Below are 19,553 nucleotides of genomic sequence, written 5' to 3'. Positions count from 1 at the left end.
TGTAAAGGAAATCAGAGACCACATGGCTCAGCGCGCAACTATGGAGGATTTCGAAGCCCTCCTGAACGAAAGCTTCGAAATGGACACCCCCGAAGAGGGATCGGTTGTCAAAGGCAAGGTCATCGCGATCGAAGCGGGACAGGCCATCATCGATGTCGGCTACAAGATGGAAGGCCGCGTCGATCTGAAAGAATTCACCAATCCTGGCGAACAGCCCGACATCAAGGTCGGCGACGAGGTCGAAGTCTTCCTGCGTCAGGTCGAGAACGCCCGCGGCGAAGCCGTCATTTCGCGTGAAATGGCCCGCCGTGAGGAAGCATGGGACCGTCTGGAAAAAGCCTATGCCAGCGAAGAGCGCGTCGATGGCGCCATCTTCGGTCGCGTCAAGGGTGGCTTCACCGTGGACCTGGGCGGCGCCGTCGCGTTCCTGCCCGGCTCTCAGGTTGATGTGCGCCCCGTGCGTGACGCAGGCCCGCTGATGGGTCTGAAGCAGCCGTTCCAGATCCTCAAGATGGACCGTCGCCGTGGCAACATCGTCGTGTCGCGCCGTGCGATCCTGGAAGAAAGCCGCGCCGAACAGCGCGCCGAAGTCATCGGCAACCTGACCGAAGGTCAGACCGTGGATGGCGTGGTCAAGAACATCACCGAATACGGTGCATTCGTTGACCTGGGCGGCGTTGACGGCCTGCTGCACGTCACCGACATGGCCTGGCGCCGCGTCAACCACCCCTCCGAGATCCTGTCGATCGGCGAGACCATCAAGGTCCAGGTCATCAAGATCAACAAGGACACTCACCGTATCAGCCTGGGCATGAAGCAGCTTCAGGAAGATCCGTGGGATCTGGTGGCCGCGAAGTATCCGCTGGGCTCCACCCATACCGGTCGCGTGACCAACATCACCGATTACGGCGCCTTCGTGGAGCTGGAAGCCGGTGTCGAAGGTCTGGTCCATGTCTCGGAAATGAGCTGGACCAAGAAGAACGTGCACCCCGGCAAGATCGTGTCGACCTCGCAGGAAGTCGAAGTCATGGTGCTGGAAATCGACGCGGCCAAGCGGCGTGTGTCCCTGGGCCTCAAGCAGACCCAGCGCAACCCGTGGGAAGTGTTCGCAGAAACCCATCCCGAGGGCACCGAGGTCGAAGGCGAAGTCAAGAACATCACCGAATTTGGTCTGTTCATCGGTCTGCCCGGCGACATCGACGGCATGGTTCACCTGTCCGACCTGTCCTGGGACGAGCGTGGCGAAGATGCGATCCAGAACTACCGCAAGGGCGATGTCGTCCAGGCGGTCGTCTCTGAGGTCGATGTCGAGAAAGAGCGCATCAGCCTGTCGATCAAGGCCCTGGGCGGCGACAAGTTCGCCGAGGCCGTGGGCGGCGTGAAGCGTGGCTCGGTGATCACCGTGACCGTGACGGCGATCGAAGATGGCGGCGTCGAAGTCGAGTATGAGGGCATGAAGTCCTTCATCCGTCGTTCGGACCTGAGCCGTGATCGTTCCGAGCAGCGCCCCGAGCGTTTCTCGGTCGGTGACAAGGTCGATGTGCGCGTGACCAACGTGGACAGCAAGACCCGCCGTCTGGGTCTGTCGATCAAGGCACGCGAAATCGCCGAAGAGAAGGAAGCCGTGGAACAGTATGGCTCGTCCGACTCGGGCGCATCGCTGGGCGACATCCTGGGTGCCGCGCTGAAGGGCGACAAGTGATCCGGACCTGAGGGTCTGACACCTGCAAGATATGGACGGCCCCGCTGCAAGGCGGGGCCGTTAACTTTTCCGAATCAAGCGCGCGCGTCAGAAGTCGCAATGCAGCATTCGGTCATGCTGCGGTGCAGTAACCGCCCGGAAGGGTGCCGCTTGGGCCAAATTCACCGGAAAAATCCGCCCATGGCCCCGCCAACTCCTGTCAAATGACTGATTTCGCAGATCGTTCCTGTTTCGGGATGCGATGTTTCTTTCTATAGTCATCTTCAAGCTGCGACCAAGAAACGACAGCACCAGGGAGATATGGCCGATGATCAGATCGGAACTGATTCAGAAGATTGCCGAGGAGAACCCACATCTTTTCCAGCGGGACGTGGAAAAGATCGTGAACACCATTTTCGAAGAAATCACGAATGCCATGGCGCGCGGTGACCGCGTGGAATTGCGCGGCTTCGGCGCATTCTCGGTAAAGAAGCGCGAGGCTCGGATTGGTCGCAACCCGCGCACCGGCGAGACTGTCCCCGTCGAGGAAAAATACGTACCCTTCTTCAAGACCGGCAAACTGCTCCGCGACCGTCTGAACGGAAAGTGATCTGACCCCATGCGCTATATCCGCTACGCCTTTCTGGCCAGCCTTGCCATTGTCCTGATCGTGGTTGCCACCGCGAACCGCGAAGCTGTGACATTGCATCTGCTGCCCGACACCGTCGAAGGCCTGATCGGCTTCAGCGCCGAAATCACCCTGCCGCTTTTCGTTGTGATTTTCGGCGGCATCATCGCGGGTGTGCTGATCGGTTTTGTCTGGGAATGGATGCGCGAGCACAAGCACCGTGCCGAAGCTGTGCGCCGGACACGCGAAGTCGAGACGCTTGAGCGTGAGCTGCGCCGCGAGAAGCGGCTGAAGAACGAAGGCAAGGACGAGGTTCTGGCGCTGCTGGACGAAGCCTCCTGAACCCGCTAAGGCGGGCCCGGACACGCGCCACGCCGGCGCGCGACAGAGGCATGGCATGACATCTGACATCAAGGTCAAGATCTGCGGGTTGACGCGACCAGAGCATGTGCGCTGGGTGGCCGAGGCTGGCGCGGCCTATGCCGGCTTCGTGTTCTTCCCCAGGTCGCCCCGCAATCTGAGCCTTGGCGCCGCGCGCGAGATCGCGATCGAGGCGCCGGCAGGTCTGGCCAAGGTCGGCCTCGTGGTCGATGCGGATGACGCGGCACTGGACGCGTTGATGGCACAGGTGCCGCTGGACATGTTGCAACTGCATGGCCATGAAACCCCCGCTCGCGTGGCCGAGGTCAAGGCGCGCTACGGTCTGCCGGTGATGAAGGCCGTGGGGATCGCCGCGGCAGCGGATCTGGCCCAGCTTGATGATTACAGCGCCGTCGCCGACCAGTTGCTGGTCGATGCCAAACCGCCGCGCGATGCGGTGCTGCCGGGTGGCAACGGGCTGTCTTTCGACTGGCGTCTGCTGGCCGGGCGTAAATACTGGACACGGCCCTGGATGCTGGCCGGCGGCCTGACGCCAGACAACGTGGCCGAGGCCGTGCGCCTGACTGGGGCAAGGCAACTTGATGTCTCCTCGGGTGTTGAAACGGCGCCGGGGGTCAAGGACCGCGCGCTGATCAGGGCCTTCGTCGCCGCCGCGCGACAGACGTCCATGCCGCAGGCGGCCCCGCGCCTGCGCTGATAAGGGGCCAAAGCCCACCGACCCGCCCGGACATATCTGAAAACTAGAATCTTTTTGACGATTCGTGAAATCGGTATACTTTCGCGCTCAGGGAAACACCGGGTCACCGGGTCAAGGCGCGAAAACCGTATTTATTAAGGGCTGTCTGCACGGCAGTCATCGATATTTCACGGCAGAAAAGCGTCGATCCGCCCGGTTGCGTTGTCGCAGGGGGACACCGTGATTGACAGGGAACTCTTTCATTCTGCCTTGTCGGCGGCTGAGCGCCAGGCAGAACGGCTTGAATCCGGTGTCGTGACCGAACTTGCGCGTGAGGTGGTCCGGCGACTGGCCGAACACCCCAAACGCACCCAGTTGACCGATCACCACGCAACCGCGGCAGAGGTGGACACGCTGGTCAAGGCGCTGCTGTCGGATCGCCATGCGGCCGCCTCTGACATGCTGGCCGGTCTTCAGGCCGATGGTCTGCCCCTGTCCGAAGTCTATATCGGCTATATCTCGGGCGCCGCGCGGCGGCTGGGGCAGTTGTGGGATGACAACGAGATCGGGTTCCTGCAGGTCACACTGGCGACAAGCCGCCTGACGGCGATCATCTGCGCGCTGAAAAAGGTGTTCTATGACCGCGAAGGCAGCCCCAGGCGCCGCGCGCTTTTCGCGGCCTGTCCGGGCGAAAGCCATGTGATGGGTGTGTCGATGGCAGCCGATCTTTTCCGCCGCGAGGGGTGGGAGATCGACCTCGAGATCGGGCAGGACCATGACGAGCTGCTGATGGCGCAACATCTTGGCGATTATCCTGTCATCGGTCTGTCGGCCTCGTCTGATGCCATGATCCTGCCGATGGCCCGGTTCATCCGGGCGGCGCGCCTGCTGACACCGCAGGCGCTGATCTATGTCGCCGGCGAGATCACGCATCAGCATGCAGATATCGCGACGACCGTCGGCGCCAACGGGGTGCTGAACGATCCGGTGACGGCGCTGGCACAGATCGCAAGCGCATTGGAACGGAACTGACCGCGGCGCCCGGACATGCCCCTTTGCATGAGCCGGCCTTTGCTGCCGAAAACATGCCGGATGTCTTTACCGATCCGGGCATACGGGCTAGATACACATCCAGCCAATGGAAGGTTCCCAAGATGCCCGAAGATCTGATTAATTCCTTCATGACCGGTCCCGACGAAAAGGGCCGCTTCGGCCAGTTCGGCGGGCGTTTCGTGTCCGAGACCCTGATGCCCCTGATCCTGTCGCTGGAAGAGGAATACGAGAAGGCCAAGACCGACGCGACCTTCTGGGCCGAGATGGATGATCTGTGGACGCATTACGTGGGCCGTCCCTCGCCGCTGTATTATGCGGACCGGATGACCAAGCATTTCGGCGGGGCCAAGATCTATCTCAAGCGGGACGAGCTGAACCACACGGGCGCGCACAAGATCAACAACGTGCTGGGCCAGATCATCCTGGCGCGGCGCATGGGCAAGACGCGGATCATCGCGGAAACGGGCGCGGGCCAGCACGGCGTGGCCACGGCCACGGTCTGCGCCAAGTTCGGCCTGAAATGCGTGGTCTACATGGGCGCGCATGATGTCGAACGGCAAGCCCCCAACGTGTTCCGCATGCGCCTTCTGGGCGCAGAAGTGGTGCCGGTGACATCCGGGCGCGGCACGCTCAAGGACGCGATGAACGACGCGCTGCGCGACTGGGTCACCAATGTGCGCGATACTTTCTATTGCATCGGCACGGTGGCGGGTCCGCACCCCTATCCGGCAATGGTGCGCGATTTCCAGTCGATCATCGGCAAGGAAGTGCGCTGGCAGCTGGCCGAGCAGGAAGGCGAAGGTCGCCTGCCCGATACCGTCATCGCCGCCATCGGCGGCGGATCGAACGCCATGGGCCTGTTCTATCCCTTCCTGGACGATCCATCGGTCAACATCATCGGGGTCGAGGCCGGCGGCAAGGGTGTCGACGAGAAGATGGAGCATTGCGCCTCCCTGACCGGCGGCCGCCCCGGCGTGCTGCATGGCAACCGCACCTATCTGCTGCAGGATGAGGATGGGCAGATCCTCGAGGGTTTCTCGATCTCGGCGGGCCTCGACTATCCCGGCATCGGACCCGAGCACAGCTGGCTGCACGACATCGGCCGCGCCAAATACGTCAGCATCACCGACAAGGAGGCGCTGGAGGCGTTCCAGCTGTCCTGCGCGCTGGAGGGGATCATCCCCGCGCTGGAGCCCAGCCACGCGCTGGCCCATGTCGCCAAGATCGCACCCGATCTGCCCGCCGACCATATCATCGTGATGAACATGTGCGGCCGCGGCGACAAGGACATCTTTACCGTCGCGAAACACCTCGGCTTCGACATGAAGGTCTGACCGGGGCGGGGGGCGCTGCCCCCCATCGTCGCGGTGCGACGATTCCCCCCGGGATATTTACAGCAAGAAGAAGCCGGGAGGAGTGATCTTCCCGGCTTCATCTTTCCATAAATACTCGAATTGCTTGCGTCGCAGTCGACCGCAACCCTTGCTATTCGGGCAGGGCGTGGCGAACAAGGATTTCCAGGGCCACGATTTCCAGCGCGCTTTGGTGGGTTGCGTCGAGATTGATGCGCGGGGCGCAGCCCTCATCCACGGCTTGCAGGAAGCGCCCCGCGCACAGGCACCATGTGTCGCCCGGTTGCAGCCCGGCAAAGCCATATTCGGGGCGTGGTGTGGACAGGTCATTGCCCACATATTTCGACCAGGCCAGGAATTCGGCGGTCATGATGGCGCAGACTGTGTGGCTGCCCTGATCTTCGGCGCAGGTGTTGCAATGACCGTCGCGGAAAAACCCGGTCAGCGGATCGAAGGAGCACGGGGCGAGCGCCTCTCCGAGAACATTGAGGGAGGCATATTTGTCCAGAACCATGGGAACCTCGTCTTGGGTGGTCTACACCTTGTCTACATAGCATCGGCGATGCGGCGGAACATGGCAATGTTCTGTTCATTGGCCCCTTGCGCGCGGAAAGCGCGATCCGCGCCATTGGCCGCGATCACGATCCCTTTGGCCCGGTTGATGTAGATGTACTGTCCATAGATCCCGCGTCCGTAGAATTCGCCATCCGGTGCATTGGGGGCCATCCACCATTGCAGCCCGTATTGTTCTGCCCCAGGCGCGGTCGGGGCGGAAGGTTCGGTCGAGGCCGCGACCCAGTCGATCGGCACGATCTGTTGCCCGTTCCATTCACCCATTTGCAGGAACATCTGGCCAAAACGCGCATAATCGCGCGTGGTCAGGTTCAGCCCCCCCAGCACGAAAGCGGTGCCATGCCCGTCTGTGATATAAAGGGGATCGGCTTCCAGGCCCATCGGCGCGATCAGCTTTTCCTGCATCAGGTCCGGAATGCTGCGGCCGGTCGCGCCCGCGATCACCATGCCGATCACATGCGTGTCGATCGAGACATATTGCCATTGCCTGCCCGGTTCGGTGAAACGGTCGCGAAGCCCTGCGGCAAATCCGTTCATCGACTGCCCCAGCGCCAGCACCCGCCCCATGCGGTTGATGTCGGAATTGAAATCCAGGTAATCCTCGTCGAAGCTGACGCCGCTGGCCATCTGCAGCACGTTCAAAATCGTGGTGCCGTCATAGGCCGACCCTGCCAGCGCGGGCACATATTTCGTGACCGGATCGTCCAGGCTGTCGATCGTTCCTTCTTCCAGCACGATTCCCATCATGGCCGAAAGATAGGATTTGGCCACCGACCAGCTGATGCGGCGATCGTCGGGACCGGTTCCACGGTAGTAGTCTTCATGCCGGATCTCGCCATCCTTCAGCACCAAAAGCGCCGTGACGGCACGATCCGTCAGCCAGGTGTCGAACCCGTCAGGGGGTGTCATCGCGGGGCCGCGGGGCAGGGGCGAGACTGGACCCGCGCCGCGATTCATCGGAACGGTCAGGAAAAGCCCGTCCATTCCGCTGAAATTGGCCACGATCCTGTCTTCGGCAAAAAGACTGTTCACGGCCAACAGGCGCCCGATCTCTTCTTTCTTCCACAGGACAAGCACGACCGCGGCAAGGATCAGCATCGCAAGGACGCGCTGGGTCCATTTCAACAGGGAACGCATGGGGCTGGTCCTTTGTCGGGTGATCGTTTCACCACATGGGAACAGCCTGCCGCGGCGCTGGCAAGCGAAACCTAGCGGAAGCGGTCCATCAGCTTTTCCAGCGCGCTGCGTGTATCGGGCGCGGGAGCCGTGTCCGGTTTGGTGGAAGCCGAGGCTTCGCGGGCGGCCGGCGCCGGTTTCGCGGGGCGTGCGGGCGCCATGCGCTGCGCCACCGCGTTCAGGAACTTTGGCCCTTCGCCCGCGGCCAGCATCGGCGCGCCTTCGGCGATGCCACGCATCATGTCGTCCAGCCAGTCCTGATCAGCGGATGCGAAATCCGACAGCACATAGGCCGCGACCCGGTCCTTGTGACCGGGATGGCCGATGCCCAGGCGCACGCGGGCATAATCCTCGCCGATATGGCCGTGGATGGACCGCAACCCGTTATGGCCTGCATGGCCACCGCCCTGTTTCAGGCGCAGTTTGCCAGGGGCCAGGTCAAGCTCGTCATGAAAGACGATCACATCGGGCGGGTCGATCTTGAAAAAGCGCATCGCCTCGCCGACCGATTGCCCCGAGAGGTTCATGAAGGTTTCAGGTTTGAGCAGCACCACGCGCGTGCCGCCCAACCGTCCTTCGCTGACCTGGCCCTGGAACTTGGACCGCCAGGGGGCAAAGCCATGCGCGCTGGCGATCGCGTCAAGCGCCATGAAGCCGATATTGTGACGGTTGCCCGCATATTTCGCACCGGGATTGCCCAACCCCACAAACAGCTTCATGCCCGCGTCCTTCCCATCTTGCCCGCGCGGTCGACGATATTGACCTTGCCCGGCGTTTTCAATCTTATGCCCCAGCCCGCCACGGCGGCACCAGCCCGAATGACCCACCAGCGGAGGCCGAGATGTCCTTTATCGCAATGAACCGTTTCAAGGTCCGTCATGGTCACGAGGAGGCCTTCGAGACCATGTGGCGCGACCGGGAAAGCCGGTTGAACGACATGCCCGGATTTGTCGAGTTTCGCCTGCTCAAGGGGCCGGATGGGGATGGCTTTCGGCTTTACACATCGCATGTGATCTGGGCCAGCCGCGCCGATTTCGACGGCTGGACACGATCGCAACAATTCCGCGACAGCCACCGGGGGGCGGGCAATACCACCACCCGCGAGGCGCTGATGGGCGCGCCCGTGTTCGAGGGCTATGACACCGTCCTGCACCAGAGCTGACAGGCCACAAGGCCGCGCCAATGAAAAAGGCGCGACCCCGAAAGGTCGCGCCCGTCTGTCACTGTCCCCGCAATGGGTCAGGCAAGATCACTCTTCGGTGTCGTCGCCATCTTCTTCTTCTTCTTCATCGTCCCCACCGGACGAGCGCAGGCCCGACGGTGCCGAGATGTTCGCGATCACGAAATCACGGTCGATGGTCGGCTTGCTGCCTTCCGGCAGCGACACGTGGGAAATGGTGACCACGTCACCGATGTTCAGCCCGGCCAGATCCACGGTCACGTGATCCGGAATGTCGCCCGCCAGCACGTTCAGTTCGACTTCGGGACGCACGATGGTCAGCACGCCGCCCTTTTTCAGGCCGGGGCATTTGTCGTGGTTGATGAAGTCGACGTGGATGAACAGGCTGATCCGGCTGGTGCGACGCAGACGCATCAGGTCCAGGTGGGTCGGCAGGTCCTTGACCACATCGCGCTGCACGTTGCGGCAGATGACGCGGACGTCTTCCTGCCCGTCAACCTTCAGGTTGAACAGCGTCGACAGGAAACGGCCCTGACGCAGGCGCTTCAGAAGCGCGTTGAAGGGGATGTTGATTGCCAGCGGCTCTGCGCCACCGCCGTAAACGATCCCCGGAACCATGCCGTCGCGACGTGCTTGACGAGCGGCGCCCTTGCCTGTCCCCGTCCGGACATGGGCGTGAAGATCAGGAAGCTCTCCAGCCATAGTATCTCTCCAAAGTTAGGGCGGACATCCTCCAAGGCTGTATGTCCGCGTGAAGTCGCGCGTATAGACGCATTCACCCGGCTTGAAAAGGGGGGAATCGCCTTGTTTTCGCGGTTTCAGTCATCATCCGGCTGGGCATCGCCCAGGGTCGTGACCAGATGGCCGCCTGCCGCAAGGATGCGGTCGTGCAGCGCGAATTCATCGGCGCGCGCGGCGCGCAGCTTTGCCTCGACCGCGGGGCTGATCGCGGTTGGCGCGGGGGGCGAGACGTTCCTTTGCTCGGTCCTGACCTCGAAACCCAGCCGGTCTGACAGGAAATCCCGGAGGACCAGCGGGCGCTCATAGGCGAAAAGGTGATCGATGCGAATCGTGCCCTGCCGGTCCGACACGAAGGCCAACTGGTTGCCCAGCCGGGCATAGGGCGGTGGATCGTCCTGCAAAGAAGCCAGCACGAACGCATCGAAACTCAGGCCCGCCGCGCTGTTGGGTCGGCCTGCCGTATCGGGGCGCTGGCGGTAACGATACCAGCTGCGGACCTGCTCCAGCGGATCGCGGATCACCGCCACCCGTTCCGGCGTCAACCCATGCGCCTGCGCAAGATAGGGCGCGAAATGCCGGTCATATTTGCGCGCGGTCATGTGCTTGATCGCGGCGCGGCCCGCCAGCACGATATCCGCCTTGCCCCGAAGCGCCAGATGATAGGCCGTGCTGCCCGTCTTGGGCACGGCAAACAGCACGAGATTGGCAGAGGCGAAAACCAGCATCAACGGCACCTTGTCACATGTATGCGGCCACACTGCCCCGGCGCGGGCAGGCTGTCAAAGCGATCCGGCAGGGCAGGGGCTGCCCCCGCGCGGAAACAAGGCGCGAAGCACCGCTGCGCGCCTCAGCGACACGCCCAAAGGACGCAAATCCGCGGCTGCGATTTGGCAACAGTTGTGGCACGAAACAGAGGTCTGAAGGCCGGGCGACCATAAACCGGCCCCTACCAGAAGTCACATCGCCACCCCGCGTGTCGGCGATGGTGAGGGGCGTGGTCGCAATACGCGGGAAGCAGACCTTTGCTGCACTCTGCACGAAGGTCAGCCATGCGGAACAAAACGGCCGCCCAGCGTGTGTCCCATCAAACTCCTAGGTTCAATGCCGCAAGCTTGCTATCGTCTCACCCCAGCAGGGTCCATTGGTGGAAATCAGAATGACGACAAGAGCGCCTTCAAACAAGTCATTCGAGTACAGAACGCGCCTTACCGATAATCGGATTTGGGACAACTTCGCGCTGCGACAAGGGGATGTGATTGTTGCAACGCCGCCCAAGTGCGGAACAACTTGGACGCAGGCCCTTGTGCTGTCGCTCTTGTTTGAAAAGCCCGGCATGGACAAGGTCATGAATGATCTGTCGGTTTGGCTCGATCCGGCATTTCGAGATCAGCTCCCCATAGCGCGAATGTTCGAAGCTCAGAGCCACCGAAGATGCATCAAGACACATACGCCATTTGATGGCATTCCTTTCGACCCCGGCTGTACTTACATTGCAGTCTACAGACACCCAATCGACGCTCATTTTTCGATGCGCCGACACGTCTTCAACCTGAAGGAAGACCTGATTCAGGACAGGTTCCCGGATGAGGCGGCAGCTTCGTTCGCCTTGTTCCTTGGCGCGACCGACCGAGAGGAGATGGCCGACGGGATCACCCTTGAGGCGATCGTCCATCACTTCAAGTTGTTCAAGTCAAACATCCAGCACCCCAACATACATATTTTCCATTACGCGGATATGCGGCGCGATTTGCTCTCTCACACAAGAAAGCTTGCTTCCGCGCTTGGCCTGGATCTTGACGACGAAAAATTGGCGGCGATTGAAGACAGTATGCAGTTCGAAAGCATGCAAGCCAATGCGCGCGCAACTGCCAGAGAAGACACTCAACGGTCCGCGACCTTCAAAGACCCGGCGGCCTTCTTCGATAGCGCAAGCAGTCGAAAGTGGGAGGGCAAGCTATCAGAAAATGACATCCGGGCATTTCATAAACGTCTTGCAGAGTTGCTTCCGGAAGACGACGCGCGATGGCTTCAGTTTGGCGGAGAGCTTCCTGCTCAAGACGCTGCTCTTTAATTAAACTTCAAGATTACCGCTCTGGGCTCGAAACGGACATCTGACGAGAATGATCAGATCCCTTACGGCACGAACCCGCGCGCATGACCTCTATGCCGACGAAATCAAGGTTGCAGCCCTAACGATCATTTGCACGGATGAACGCCCGATTGAAAGAGCATCAGGAACCGATATTTGCTAGGAAACATCGGCACGTTCGTATCTATAATGCCAGTCTGATGTTACGAAAAATCGAAGGCAGATCCTGGAGTAAAATCATTGTCCTCCTTCCGCTTCGGCGATTTCCTCCTGGCGACGCAAGAGCGCAAGCTGTCGCGCGACGGTATCGAATTGCCCCTTGGCGCCAGGGCTTTCGACATGCTGAGCTTCATGGTGGCGAACCGACATCGCGTCCTGACCAAGGCAGAGATACTCGACGCCGTCTGGCCGGACATCGCGGTTGAGGAAAGCAACCTGACCGTTCATGTCTCGGCCCTGCGAAAGGTGCTCGGACCCAAGGCGCTGGCGACGATACCTGGCCGGGGCTACCAGTTCGTGCTCCCTGTAGGGGAGAACACGCCTGTCCCTGCCCCTGACGCCGACAAGCGCGAAACCGCTTTCCCCGAAGTCCTTGTGATCCCCTTTACCAATACCTCGAACGATCCCGATCAGGAGTATTTCGCTGACGGTATCACCGAGGATGTCATCACCGATCTCTCCAAGGTCGCGGCGCTGTCTGTTGTCGCCCGCAACACGGCCTTCACCTTCAAGGGTCGCTCCGTCGATATCGCGCAAACGGCCCACGACATGAACCTGACTCATGTGGTCGAGGGTAGCGTACGCAAATCCGGCAATAGGATTCGTATCAATGCCCAGCTTGTCGATGGCGCAACGGGGCATCCGATCTGGGCGGAGCGCTTCGACCGCGACCTGACCGACATCTTCGATCTTCAGGATCAGATTACCGAGGCCATCGTTGCCGCGCTCAAGGTCAGGCTTGTCCCGGCCGAGCGCGTGGCAATCCAGTCGCGCCCGACCGACAACCCCGAAGCCTATGAACTCTATCTCCAGGCGCGCTACCACCACACACGTCTGGACAGGCGCAACTTCGAGATTGCCAGCCGCCTCGCTCGAAAGGCGCTTGATATCGACCCCGATTTTGGCCTGGCATGGGCGCTTTTGGCCATCAGTCAGACGGGGCTTTATGGCCTTTCAGGCTCGACCGAACATGGTCTGCAGGCGGCCGAGCGCGCACTCGCTCTGAATCCCGACCTGTCAGAGGCGCTTGCGGCAAAGGCCTTCGTCCTGGCCGGCCTTGGTCGCTTTGACGAGGCTTTCGAGCTTCACGAACGCTCGCTTCAACTCGCCCCGAATTCCTACGATGTTCGCTTTCTCTATGGGCGCACCTGTTTCCAGACCGGGCGGCACGACGAAGCCATATTGCACTGGGAACGCGCAACCGAACTTTCAGAAGCGGATTTGGCGGCCACCTCCCATGTCGCCATGTGCTACAGAGCAACAGGCCAGCATGAGAAGGTGCTGGACACAGCCCGCCGCACGCTCGCGCGCGCGGAACGCGTGCTTGCAGAGAACTCGTCGGATTCCTATGCATTGATCACCGGTGTCAGTGCTCTTGCAAAACTGGGTGAAGCCGAACGCACCAAGCAATGGGCCGTGCGGGTCAAGGCCGTTGATCCCGATGATCCAAGCATCGACTACAACATTGCTTGCGCCATGGCGCTGCTCGGTGAAACGGATGCCGCACTCGATACGCTCGAAGCCTGCCTGCCGCGTGTCGACCCCGTCACCTTCTCTGTCTGGGTTGAACAGGACACCGACCTTGACGCCCTGCGCGATTTTCCTCGTTTTCAGCGCCTCATTCGCGACCTTGATGCGCGTGCGGCCGCCGCAAGGGCGTAACCACGTGACCCAGCCCTTTGGGTTCGGGCCATCGCCGCGTGTGGCTGCCTTCAACCCATAGACGTCAACGCAGAATCTGCCAGCCATTCCGATCCTTTCCGAAGTTTTCGGAACGGTTCGGGCCGCTTCAGGACATTCACCCTTCCGGCTGCCAGCATGGCTTCACAAACCGGCCATTCCGGCAGGCTCTTCAGAAGGATACCAGACATGACCGATCTTTCGGCACCGCTGCAGACCCGCACAACGACGTCGCCCCTCGCACGCGCCCTGCGCCTTCCATTGACGCTCTTGAAGTCTCTCTTCGCACCCCGCCCCGGCTCCGATGTCGACCTTCGCCACGCCAATGAGCATTTCCTCAGAGACATCGGCCTGCGCCGCTGAATTGATGCCGCGCCAATTGCTGCGCGCGGAAGGTTGTTGCAACCGAAGCAGCAAGGCGCTGCCAATAGCCCTCCTGCTTCGAAAGCGCCGCAGAGCAGCGATTTCGGCCGCCAGGTGGTCAGTTGCTCGAAACCGGGCATTCGCCGCGAGACTAAAGATCGCCAGAATGGGCGCCAAGCCGACCTTTGCTGCGCGGTTTTTTGAAGACCGCTCCGGGCCGCATGTCTCCAAGGCGGCCGTGCGGTTATCTGAGCGAATGCCGCAGCACATAGAGGCGCGAAGAATTTATTCAACGCCTTGAGCCAAGGTCGGCACTAACCTTCGAAAAGATGTTCTGCCTCCATTTTGCCCGGCACTGCATTCTTCTCTGGCTATAAAGACCCAAAACCGACAAGAATACGTCATGCCGTTTCCCGAACATGTCTTCAAGCACACGCCCGCTCTGCGCAAATTAGTCACTCCACCAGACAGCTCAGAGATGCGCTTTGGGCAGGAACGATTTGCGGAGCTGGATGAACAAGCCGAGGCCGAAGGGTGGCCACCGGGTTGGCGCATGGACCATGACACCCGAGAAGCCAATCGGCAGGCGGTGCTGTCTGGCAGATGGACGCAAGATCTTTGGGTTTTTGCATATGGCTCGCTGATCTGGGACCCTGCGGTTTACGTCGAGGAATATAGGCGCGGCGTTTTAACCGGATGGCGTCGCAGTTTTTGTATGCGGCTGGAGGGGGGGCGAGGTAGCCACGCTCGGCCAGGGCTGATGGCCGCACTTGATCAAGGTGGGCAATGTGACGGGGTTGTTTTCAAGATCGCGGCGGGGTTGGTTGATCAGGAGACCAAATTCATGTGGCGTCGCGAAATGTTCGCGGATGCCTATTGCCCGGTGTTTCTTGAAGTTTCCACGCCCCAGGGGCCGGTAGACGCACTGGTGTTCATCATGGACAGAACGAACCGCCGCTACATGCCGGATTTGCCCATAGAAGAAGCTGCCAGGATGATCGCTCTGGCGGAAGGCGGGCTAGGCTCGAATTTCGAGTATCTTCATTCGCTGGTCACGCACTTGGATGAATTGGGCATCCAAGACGACGATATCCAGAAGTTGCACGCCTTTGCTCACCGATGCCGAGAATAGCTCGGGGATGCATGGGCCTTGATCCGGACATATTGGCGTGATGCTTCTGGAACGCGTCATTTGCTTTGAAGAGTATCAAAAGCTGCAAGTTGCATTAACGGCGGCCATTAACGGGGGCAATGCGAAAGCTGCGATGCAGCGATTAGCGGTTTGGCCAAGGTTCGGTCTGGGCCGTTCGCGTTTCTCGACACGAGGGGCGGGAAGCAGACCTTCGCTGCGGTGCAGGTCGAGGTCGGCTATGCGGACAGAATGATTGCGACCAAAGCAGAGGCTGACGAAGTCTCGGACTACAGCCCAAGCCCACCCAAGCCGAAAAAAACGCCTTTGGCCGCCCCGCAACCCGTTGAAATCATTCAACCCCGAAAATGTCCCATCATGGGACACCCCCGAGGGCTCTTGCGGATCAGGCTTGCCAGCGGCCCTCGAAGCCCTCGGGCACCAGCAGCACGTCGCGGGTCAGCTCCTCGATCCGGCGCTTGCCACAGAGCGCCATCGAGATGTCCAGCTCCTTGTGGATCACCTCCAGCGCCGTCTTGACGCCCTCCTGCCCCATGGCCCCCAGGCCATAGACAAAGGCCCGCCCGATATAGGTGCCCTTGGCCCCCATCGCCAAGGCCTTCAGCACGTCCTGGCCCGACCGGATGCCGCTGTCCAGATGCACCTCGACCTTGTCGCCCACCGCATCCAGGATCGAGGGCAGTGCGCGGATCGAACTGATCGCCCCGTCAAGCTGCCGGCCCCCGTGGTTCGACACGATGATCGCATCCGCCCCCACGCTAAGCGCCATTTTCGCGTCTTCCGCGTCCAGTATCCCCTTGAGGATGACCTTGCCGCCCCATTCTTCCTTGATCTTGGCGATCTTGCCCCAGTCCAGCGAGGGGTCAAACTGCTCGGCTGTCCAGGCCCCAAGGCTGGAGGTGTCCGAGATCCCCTTCACATGGCCGACGATATTGCCGAAATGCCGCCGCTTGGCCGACAGCATCCCGATCCCCCAGGACCATTTCGTCGCCAGGTTGATCATCGTCGGGATCGTCAGCTTGGGCGGCGCGCTGAGGCCGTTCTTGAGGTCCTTGTGCCGCTGCCCCAGGATCTGCAGGTCCAGCGTGATCACCAGCGCCGAGCATTTCGCATCCTTGGCGCGCTGGATCAGCCGGCTGACATAGTCGGTGTCCTTCATGGTATAAAGCTGAAACCAGAAGGGTTTCGATGTGGCCCCGGCCACATCCTCGATCGAATTGATGGACATGGTCGAGAGGGTAAAGGGCACGCCGAACCGTTCGGCCGCGCGCGCGGCCTTGATCTCGCCGTCGGCGCATTGCATGCCTGTCATGCCCACGGGGGCCAGCGCCACGGGCATGGTCACATCCTGCCCGATCATCTGGCTGGCGGTGCTGCGGCCGGTCATGTCCACGGCGACGCGCTGGCGCAGGCGGATCTGGTCGAAATCCGATGTGTTCTCGCGGAAGGTCTGTTCCGTCCAGCTGCCGCTTTCGGCGTAATCATAGAACATCTTGGGCGTCTTGCGCCGGTAGATACGCTTGAGATCGTCGATATTCGTGATCACGGGCATGGCTGCGGCCTTTCGCATGATTTGGTTAGCTTTGGTTACCAATCAGGGCCTTGTCAGGCAATCATTCATTTGCAGCACAGGGTGGCCGCGATAGGCTGCGCCAACACCACAAAGGCGAGGGAGATGCCATGTATTTTGATGATCTGCCGGTCGGTTATCGCTTCGAGACCGCGGCACGGACCTTGCCGCTTGATGCGATCATCGATTTCGCGCGGCAATGGGACCCGCAGCCTTTTCATCTGGATGCCGCAGCGGCCAAAGCCTCGCCCTATGGCGGGATCATCGCCAGCGGCTTTCACACGCTGCTGACGTCCTTCACGCAAACGCTTGAGGCCGATGTCTGGAACGAGGCGTCAATGGGTTCGCCCGGCATGACCGATGTTCAATGGCTGCGCCCGGTGCGCCCCGATGACAGGTTGACCACGAGGGGCGAGGTCGTGGCCTCGGTCCCGTCAGCCTCCAGGCCCGACCGCGGGCGGACGACCATCGCCTATGAGGTGGTCAACCAGGATGGTGAGGCGGTGATGCGCTATACCGCCATCCATATCCTGCGCCGCAGGACAGGCTGACGCATAAACGCCGTCAGGACCTGTCAGGCGCGATGCGCGCCGTCTGAAAGCGACCGCACGAAGGCCAGCACCTCGGCGACGGAACAGCCCTTGGCCAGTTCCGCCACGATCGCGCTGCCCACGACGCAGCCATCGGCCACGGAGGCGATGCTTTGCGCGGCTTCCGGCGTCTTGATCCCGAAGCCCACGATCAGCGGCAGGTCGGTCTGTGACTTGATCCGCGCAACTTCGGGGGCAACATCGGCGGCGCTGGCCTCGGCCGAGCCGGTGATGCCGGTGATCGACACGTAATAGACGAAACCGCTGGTGTTCTGCAGCACCTTTGGCAGGCGCTTGTCATCGGTGGTGGGCGTTGCCAGCCGGATGAAGTTCAACCCGGCCTGTTGCGCGGGGATGCACAGTTCATCGTCTTCCTCGGGGGGCAGGTCCACAACGATCAGCCCGTCGATCCCGGCGGCCTTGGCATCGACCAGAAACCGGTCGACCCCGCGATTGAAGATCGGGTTGTAGTAGCCCATCATCACGATCGGGGTCGTGTCGTCGGTCTTGCGAAACTCTGCCGCCATATCCAGCGTCTTCTGCAGGGTCTGGCCCGCCTCAAGCGCGCGCTGCCCGGCCAGCTGGATGGTTTCGCCATCCGCCATCGGGTCGGTGAAGGGCAGGCCCATCTCGATGATGTCCACGCCTGCGCCCGGCAGCCCCTTGATCAGCTCTAGCGAGGTTGCGTAATCGGGATCGCCCGCCATCACATAAGCCACGAAGGCTTTCTTTCCCTCGGCGGTGAGGGTGGCGAATTTGGCGTCGATACGAGTCATTGGCGGCTGTCCTTCCCTGCGATTGCCCCGATGTGCCGCAAACGCGCGGTAAACTCAATCCTTGATGCAGTCTGCGCCCTTGCCCCGCGCGCCGCCCCGGCTTAAGAGCGGTGCGTTGCAGACAAGGAGGCCGCAGATGGGTTTCAAGATGGGGATCGTGGGGCTGCCCAACGTGGGCAAGTCGACACTGTTCAATGCGCTGACCCGGACAGCGGCGGCGCAGGCGGCGAATTTTCCGTTCTGCACGATCGAGCCGAACGTGGGCGAGGTTGCCGTGCCCGATCATCGCCTCGACACGCTGGCGAAAATCGCGGGGTCCAAGCAGATCATCCCGACGCGGATGACCTTCGTCGATATCGCGGGCCTTGTGAAAGGCGCCTCCAAGGGCGAGGGGCTGGGCAACCAGTTCCTGGCCAATATCCGTGAATGCGACGCCATCGCCCATGTGCTGCGCTGCTTCGAGGATGACGACATCACCCATGTGGAAGGCCGCGTCGATCCGGTCAGCGATGCCGAAACCATCGAGATGGAGCTGATGCTGGCCGATATGGAAAGCATCGAGAAGCGGCTTGCCGGGCTGGTGCGCAAGATCAAGGGCGGCGACAAGGACGCAGTGCAGCAGGATCGCCTGTTGCGCATGGCGCTGGCGGCGCTTGAGGCGGACAAGCCCGCGCGCACCGTCAAGGTCGATGAGGATGACGTCAAAGCCTGGAAGATGCTGCAGCTTCTGACCACCAAGCCGGTCCTTTACGTCTGCAACGTGGCCGAGGAAGATGCCGCAACCGGCAATGCCCTCTCGGCCCGTGTGGCCGAAATAGCCGCCGCGCAGGGCAATTCCCATGTGGTGATTTCCGCCCGGATCGAGGAAGAGATCAGCCAGCTGGACGCCGAAGAAGCCCAGATGTTCCTGTCCGAGATGGGGCTGGAAGAGCCGGGTCTGGACCGCCTGATTCGTGCGGGCTATGCCCTGCTGCATCTTGAAACCTATTTCACCGTCGGCCCCAAGGAGGCGCGCGCCTGGACGATTCGGCAGGGCACCGCCGCACCGCAGGCCGCGGGCGTCATCCATGGCGATTTCGAGCGCGGGTTCATCCGCGCCGAAACCATCGCCTATGACGATTTCGTGGCGCTGGGCGGCGAGCAGGGCGCGAAAGAGGCGGGCAAGATGCGGTCCGAAGGCAAAAGCTACATCGTCAAGGACGGCGATGTGATGCATTTCCTGTTCAATACCTGATCAAACTTTTCCGTCGGCACAGGGTGGTCGGTGGGAATTTTAATCAAAACTACAGATTTTTCGATTTAAACCGCGTCAAAGGGCAATCATGCCCTTTTTTGGCCGGTAATCTTGTAGTAATCATAACGCGTAGGCAAAGACGTGTTGTCTGGTAAACTAGTGGAGACTGTTATGAAGAAATTTGCACTTGCAGCCGCAATCGCCGCTGCCTCTGTCTCGCCGGTTCTGGCGAACGAAGCCACCCCCGCAACTGATGATCTGACCATCCTGTCCACCCAGGGTACACCGCTTATCGGCTTTATGGGTCCGGTCACGTTGCCGACGGCCCTGACCTTCGCAACGCTGGGCTTCACGGTGATTTCCGTTGTGGGTCAGTCCACCAGCGGTTCGGGCACCAACTGATCAAGCTTCGCTTGTGATGGCACGAAAAAGGCACCTTTG

At 61.1% G+C, this 19,553-nt stretch carries 21 protein-coding genes; 14 read left to right on the top strand and 7 right to left on the bottom strand.

The window, feature by feature from the left end; all coding sequences use genetic code 11:
• Window positions 1-10 precede the first annotated feature (10 nt).
• The 6 genes from rpsA to trpB all read left to right on the top strand — a co-directional run bounded on the left by rpsA (window position 11) and on the right by trpB (window position 5,753).
• Window positions 11-1,702, top strand: a complete 1,692-nt coding sequence (gene rpsA / locus ACFQ3C_RS07535; RefSeq protein WP_380791117.1) for a 30S ribosomal protein S1 — start codon at window positions 11-13, stop codon at window positions 1,700-1,702.
• A gap of 307 nt (window positions 1,703-2,009) precedes the next feature.
• Window positions 2,010-2,291, top strand: a complete 282-nt coding sequence (gene ihfB, locus ACFQ3C_RS07530) for an integration host factor subunit beta (RefSeq protein ID WP_068288727.1) — start codon at window positions 2,010-2,012, stop codon at window positions 2,289-2,291.
• Between the two features lie 9 nt (window positions 2,292-2,300).
• Complete coding sequence (locus tag ACFQ3C_RS07525) at window positions 2,301-2,651, top strand: LapA family protein (protein ID WP_380790085.1); 351 nt, start codon at window positions 2,301-2,303, stop codon at window positions 2,649-2,651.
• Between the two features lie 55 nt (window positions 2,652-2,706).
• On the top strand, window positions 2,707-3,387 hold the full coding sequence (locus ACFQ3C_RS07520) for a phosphoribosylanthranilate isomerase (protein ID WP_380790082.1): 681 nt from the start codon (window positions 2,707-2,709) through the stop codon (window positions 3,385-3,387).
• Between the two features lie 249 nt (window positions 3,388-3,636).
• Window positions 3,637-4,398 (top strand): cobalamin B12-binding domain-containing protein, encoded by a 762-nt coding sequence (locus ACFQ3C_RS07515; RefSeq protein ID WP_380790079.1) that lies wholly within the window; start codon window positions 3,637-3,639, stop codon window positions 4,396-4,398.
• A gap of 122 nt (window positions 4,399-4,520) precedes the next feature.
• The gene (gene trpB / locus ACFQ3C_RS07510; protein WP_380790077.1) at window positions 4,521-5,753 is read left to right on the top strand and encodes a tryptophan synthase subunit beta; all 1,233 of its coding nucleotides are present in this window, start codon (window positions 4,521-4,523) and stop codon (window positions 5,751-5,753) included.
• Between the two features lie 151 nt (window positions 5,754-5,904).
• Here the strand turns inward: trpB and ACFQ3C_RS07505 are convergent, their stop codons facing one another.
• The 3 genes from ACFQ3C_RS07505 to pth form a co-directional block, all read right to left on the bottom strand.
• Window positions 5,905-6,285 (bottom strand): DUF2237 family protein, encoded by a 381-nt coding sequence (locus tag ACFQ3C_RS07505; RefSeq protein WP_380790074.1) that lies wholly within the window; start codon window positions 6,283-6,285, stop codon window positions 5,905-5,907.
• Between the two features lie 32 nt (window positions 6,286-6,317).
• Window positions 6,318-7,481, bottom strand: a complete 1,164-nt coding sequence (locus ACFQ3C_RS07500) for a serine hydrolase domain-containing protein (RefSeq protein WP_380790070.1) — start codon at window positions 7,479-7,481, stop codon at window positions 6,318-6,320.
• Window positions 7,482-7,552: 71 nt separating this feature from the next.
• Window positions 7,553-8,239: an aminoacyl-tRNA hydrolase gene (gene pth, locus ACFQ3C_RS07495; protein ID WP_380790068.1), complete on the bottom strand. Its 687-nt coding sequence runs from the start codon at window positions 8,237-8,239 to the stop codon at window positions 7,553-7,555.
• Between the two features lie 122 nt (window positions 8,240-8,361).
• Between pth and ACFQ3C_RS07490 the strand changes: the two genes are divergently transcribed.
• A complete protein-coding gene (locus ACFQ3C_RS07490; RefSeq protein ID WP_380790066.1) occupies window positions 8,362-8,682 on the top strand; it encodes an antibiotic biosynthesis monooxygenase family protein in 321 nt (106 codons plus the stop codon).
• Window positions 8,683-8,769: 87 nt separating this feature from the next.
• On the opposite strand, the gene ACFQ3C_RS07485 is transcribed toward ACFQ3C_RS07490, so the two are convergent.
• Window positions 8,770-9,402 carry a 50S ribosomal protein L25/general stress protein Ctc gene (locus tag ACFQ3C_RS07485; RefSeq protein ID WP_380790064.1) on the bottom strand — a complete coding sequence of 211 codons (633 nt, stop codon included), beginning with the start codon at window positions 9,400-9,402 and terminating at the stop codon, window positions 8,770-8,772.
• Window positions 9,403-9,518: 116 nt separating this feature from the next.
• On the bottom strand, window positions 9,519-10,166 hold the full coding sequence (locus ACFQ3C_RS07480) for a hypothetical protein (RefSeq protein WP_380790062.1): 648 nt from the start codon (window positions 10,164-10,166) through the stop codon (window positions 9,519-9,521).
• A 431-nt stretch (window positions 10,167-10,597) separates the two neighbouring features.
• On the opposite strand from ACFQ3C_RS07480, the gene ACFQ3C_RS07475 reads away from it, so the two are divergent.
• The 4 genes from ACFQ3C_RS07475 (at window position 10,598) to ACFQ3C_RS07460 (ending at window position 14,924) form a co-directional block, all read left to right on the top strand.
• The gene (locus ACFQ3C_RS07475; protein WP_380790060.1) at window positions 10,598-11,512 is read left to right on the top strand and encodes a sulfotransferase domain-containing protein; all 915 of its coding nucleotides are present in this window, start codon (window positions 10,598-10,600) and stop codon (window positions 11,510-11,512) included.
• 258 nt (window positions 11,513-11,770) lie between these two features.
• On the top strand, window positions 11,771-13,411 hold the full coding sequence (locus ACFQ3C_RS07470) for a winged helix-turn-helix domain-containing tetratricopeptide repeat protein (protein WP_380790058.1): 1,641 nt from the start codon (window positions 11,771-11,773) through the stop codon (window positions 13,409-13,411).
• Window positions 13,412-13,618: 207 nt separating this feature from the next.
• Window positions 13,619-13,792, top strand: a complete 174-nt coding sequence (locus ACFQ3C_RS07465; protein ID WP_380790056.1) for a hypothetical protein — start codon at window positions 13,619-13,621, stop codon at window positions 13,790-13,792.
• A gap of 403 nt (window positions 13,793-14,195) precedes the next feature.
• Entirely contained in the window at window positions 14,196-14,924 is a 729-nt protein-coding gene (locus ACFQ3C_RS07460) for a gamma-glutamylcyclotransferase (RefSeq protein WP_380790053.1), read from the top strand.
• A gap of 403 nt (window positions 14,925-15,327) precedes the next feature.
• Here ACFQ3C_RS07460 and ACFQ3C_RS07455 read toward each other — a convergent pair whose 3' ends face one another.
• Complete coding sequence (locus ACFQ3C_RS07455) at window positions 15,328-16,494, bottom strand: alpha-hydroxy acid oxidase (protein ID WP_380790051.1); 1,167 nt, start codon at window positions 16,492-16,494, stop codon at window positions 15,328-15,330.
• 128 nt (window positions 16,495-16,622) lie between these two features.
• Between ACFQ3C_RS07455 and ACFQ3C_RS07450 the strand changes: the two genes are divergently transcribed.
• A complete protein-coding gene (locus tag ACFQ3C_RS07450; RefSeq protein WP_380790049.1) occupies window positions 16,623-17,063 on the top strand; it encodes a MaoC family dehydratase in 441 nt (146 codons plus the stop codon).
• A gap of 23 nt (window positions 17,064-17,086) precedes the next feature.
• On the opposite strand, the gene trpA is transcribed toward ACFQ3C_RS07450, so the two are convergent.
• The gene (trpA, locus tag ACFQ3C_RS07445) at window positions 17,087-17,878 is read right to left on the bottom strand and encodes a tryptophan synthase subunit alpha (RefSeq protein WP_380790047.1); all 792 of its coding nucleotides are present in this window, start codon (window positions 17,876-17,878) and stop codon (window positions 17,087-17,089) included.
• Window positions 17,879-18,014: 136 nt separating this feature from the next.
• On the opposite strand from trpA, the gene ychF reads away from it, so the two are divergent.
• Both ychF and ACFQ3C_RS07435 read left to right on the top strand, forming a co-directional pair.
• The gene (gene ychF, locus ACFQ3C_RS07440; protein ID WP_380790045.1) at window positions 18,015-19,112 is read left to right on the top strand and encodes a redox-regulated ATPase YchF; all 1,098 of its coding nucleotides are present in this window, start codon (window positions 18,015-18,017) and stop codon (window positions 19,110-19,112) included.
• Between the two features lie 171 nt (window positions 19,113-19,283).
• Entirely contained in the window at window positions 19,284-19,514 is a 231-nt protein-coding gene (locus ACFQ3C_RS07435; RefSeq protein ID WP_380790043.1) for a hypothetical protein, read from the top strand.
• Window positions 19,515-19,553: the final 39 nt, after the last annotated feature.

This window comes from Seohaeicola saemankumensis (assembly GCF_042678485.1).
Classification (GTDB): domain Bacteria; phylum Pseudomonadota; class Alphaproteobacteria; order Rhodobacterales; family Rhodobacteraceae; genus Seohaeicola; species Seohaeicola saemankumensis.
The sequence above is the reverse complement of the archived record's forward strand: the minus strand, read 5'-3'. Positions and strand labels throughout refer to the sequence as shown.

Excerpts from the sequence above, each read along its gene's own strand:
- ihfB (WP_068288727.1), top strand. The coding sequence starts at position 2,010 with ATGATCAGATCGGAACTGATTCAGAAGATTGCCGAGGAGAACCCACAT.
- ACFQ3C_RS07525 (WP_380790085.1), top strand. The coding sequence starts at position 2,301 with ATGCGCTATATCCGCTACGCCTTTCTGGCCAGCCTTGCCATTGTCCTG.
- ACFQ3C_RS07520 (WP_380790082.1), top strand. The coding sequence starts at position 2,707 with ATGACATCTGACATCAAGGTCAAGATCTGCGGGTTGACGCGACCAGAG.
- trpB (WP_380790077.1), top strand. The coding sequence starts at position 4,521 with ATGCCCGAAGATCTGATTAATTCCTTCATGACCGGTCCCGACGAAAAG.
- ACFQ3C_RS07505 (WP_380790074.1), bottom strand. The coding sequence starts at position 6,285 with ATGGTTCTGGACAAATATGCCTCCCTCAATGTTCTCGGAGAGGCGCTC.
- ACFQ3C_RS07500 (WP_380790070.1), bottom strand. The coding sequence starts at position 7,481 with ATGCGTTCCCTGTTGAAATGGACCCAGCGCGTCCTTGCGATGCTGATC.
- pth (WP_380790068.1), bottom strand. The coding sequence starts at position 8,239 with ATGAAGCTGTTTGTGGGGTTGGGCAATCCCGGTGCGAAATATGCGGGC.
- ACFQ3C_RS07490 (WP_380790066.1), top strand. The coding sequence starts at position 8,362 with ATGTCCTTTATCGCAATGAACCGTTTCAAGGTCCGTCATGGTCACGAG.
- ACFQ3C_RS07485 (WP_380790064.1), bottom strand. The coding sequence starts at position 9,402 with ATGGCTGGAGAGCTTCCTGATCTTCACGCCCATGTCCGGACGGGGACA.
- ACFQ3C_RS07480 (WP_380790062.1), bottom strand. The coding sequence starts at position 10,166 with ATGCTGGTTTTCGCCTCTGCCAATCTCGTGCTGTTTGCCGTGCCCAAG.
- ACFQ3C_RS07475 (WP_380790060.1), top strand. The coding sequence starts at position 10,598 with ATGACGACAAGAGCGCCTTCAAACAAGTCATTCGAGTACAGAACGCGC.
- ACFQ3C_RS07465 (WP_380790056.1), top strand. The coding sequence starts at position 13,619 with ATGACCGATCTTTCGGCACCGCTGCAGACCCGCACAACGACGTCGCCC.
- ACFQ3C_RS07460 (WP_380790053.1), top strand. The coding sequence starts at position 14,196 with ATGCCGTTTCCCGAACATGTCTTCAAGCACACGCCCGCTCTGCGCAAA.
- ACFQ3C_RS07455 (WP_380790051.1), bottom strand. The coding sequence starts at position 16,494 with ATGCCCGTGATCACGAATATCGACGATCTCAAGCGTATCTACCGGCGC.
- ACFQ3C_RS07450 (WP_380790049.1), top strand. The coding sequence starts at position 16,623 with ATGTATTTTGATGATCTGCCGGTCGGTTATCGCTTCGAGACCGCGGCA.
- trpA (WP_380790047.1), bottom strand. The coding sequence starts at position 17,878 with ATGACTCGTATCGACGCCAAATTCGCCACCCTCACCGCCGAGGGAAAG.
- ychF (WP_380790045.1), top strand. The coding sequence starts at position 18,015 with ATGGGTTTCAAGATGGGGATCGTGGGGCTGCCCAACGTGGGCAAGTCG.
- ACFQ3C_RS07435 (WP_380790043.1), top strand. The coding sequence starts at position 19,284 with ATGAAGAAATTTGCACTTGCAGCCGCAATCGCCGCTGCCTCTGTCTCG.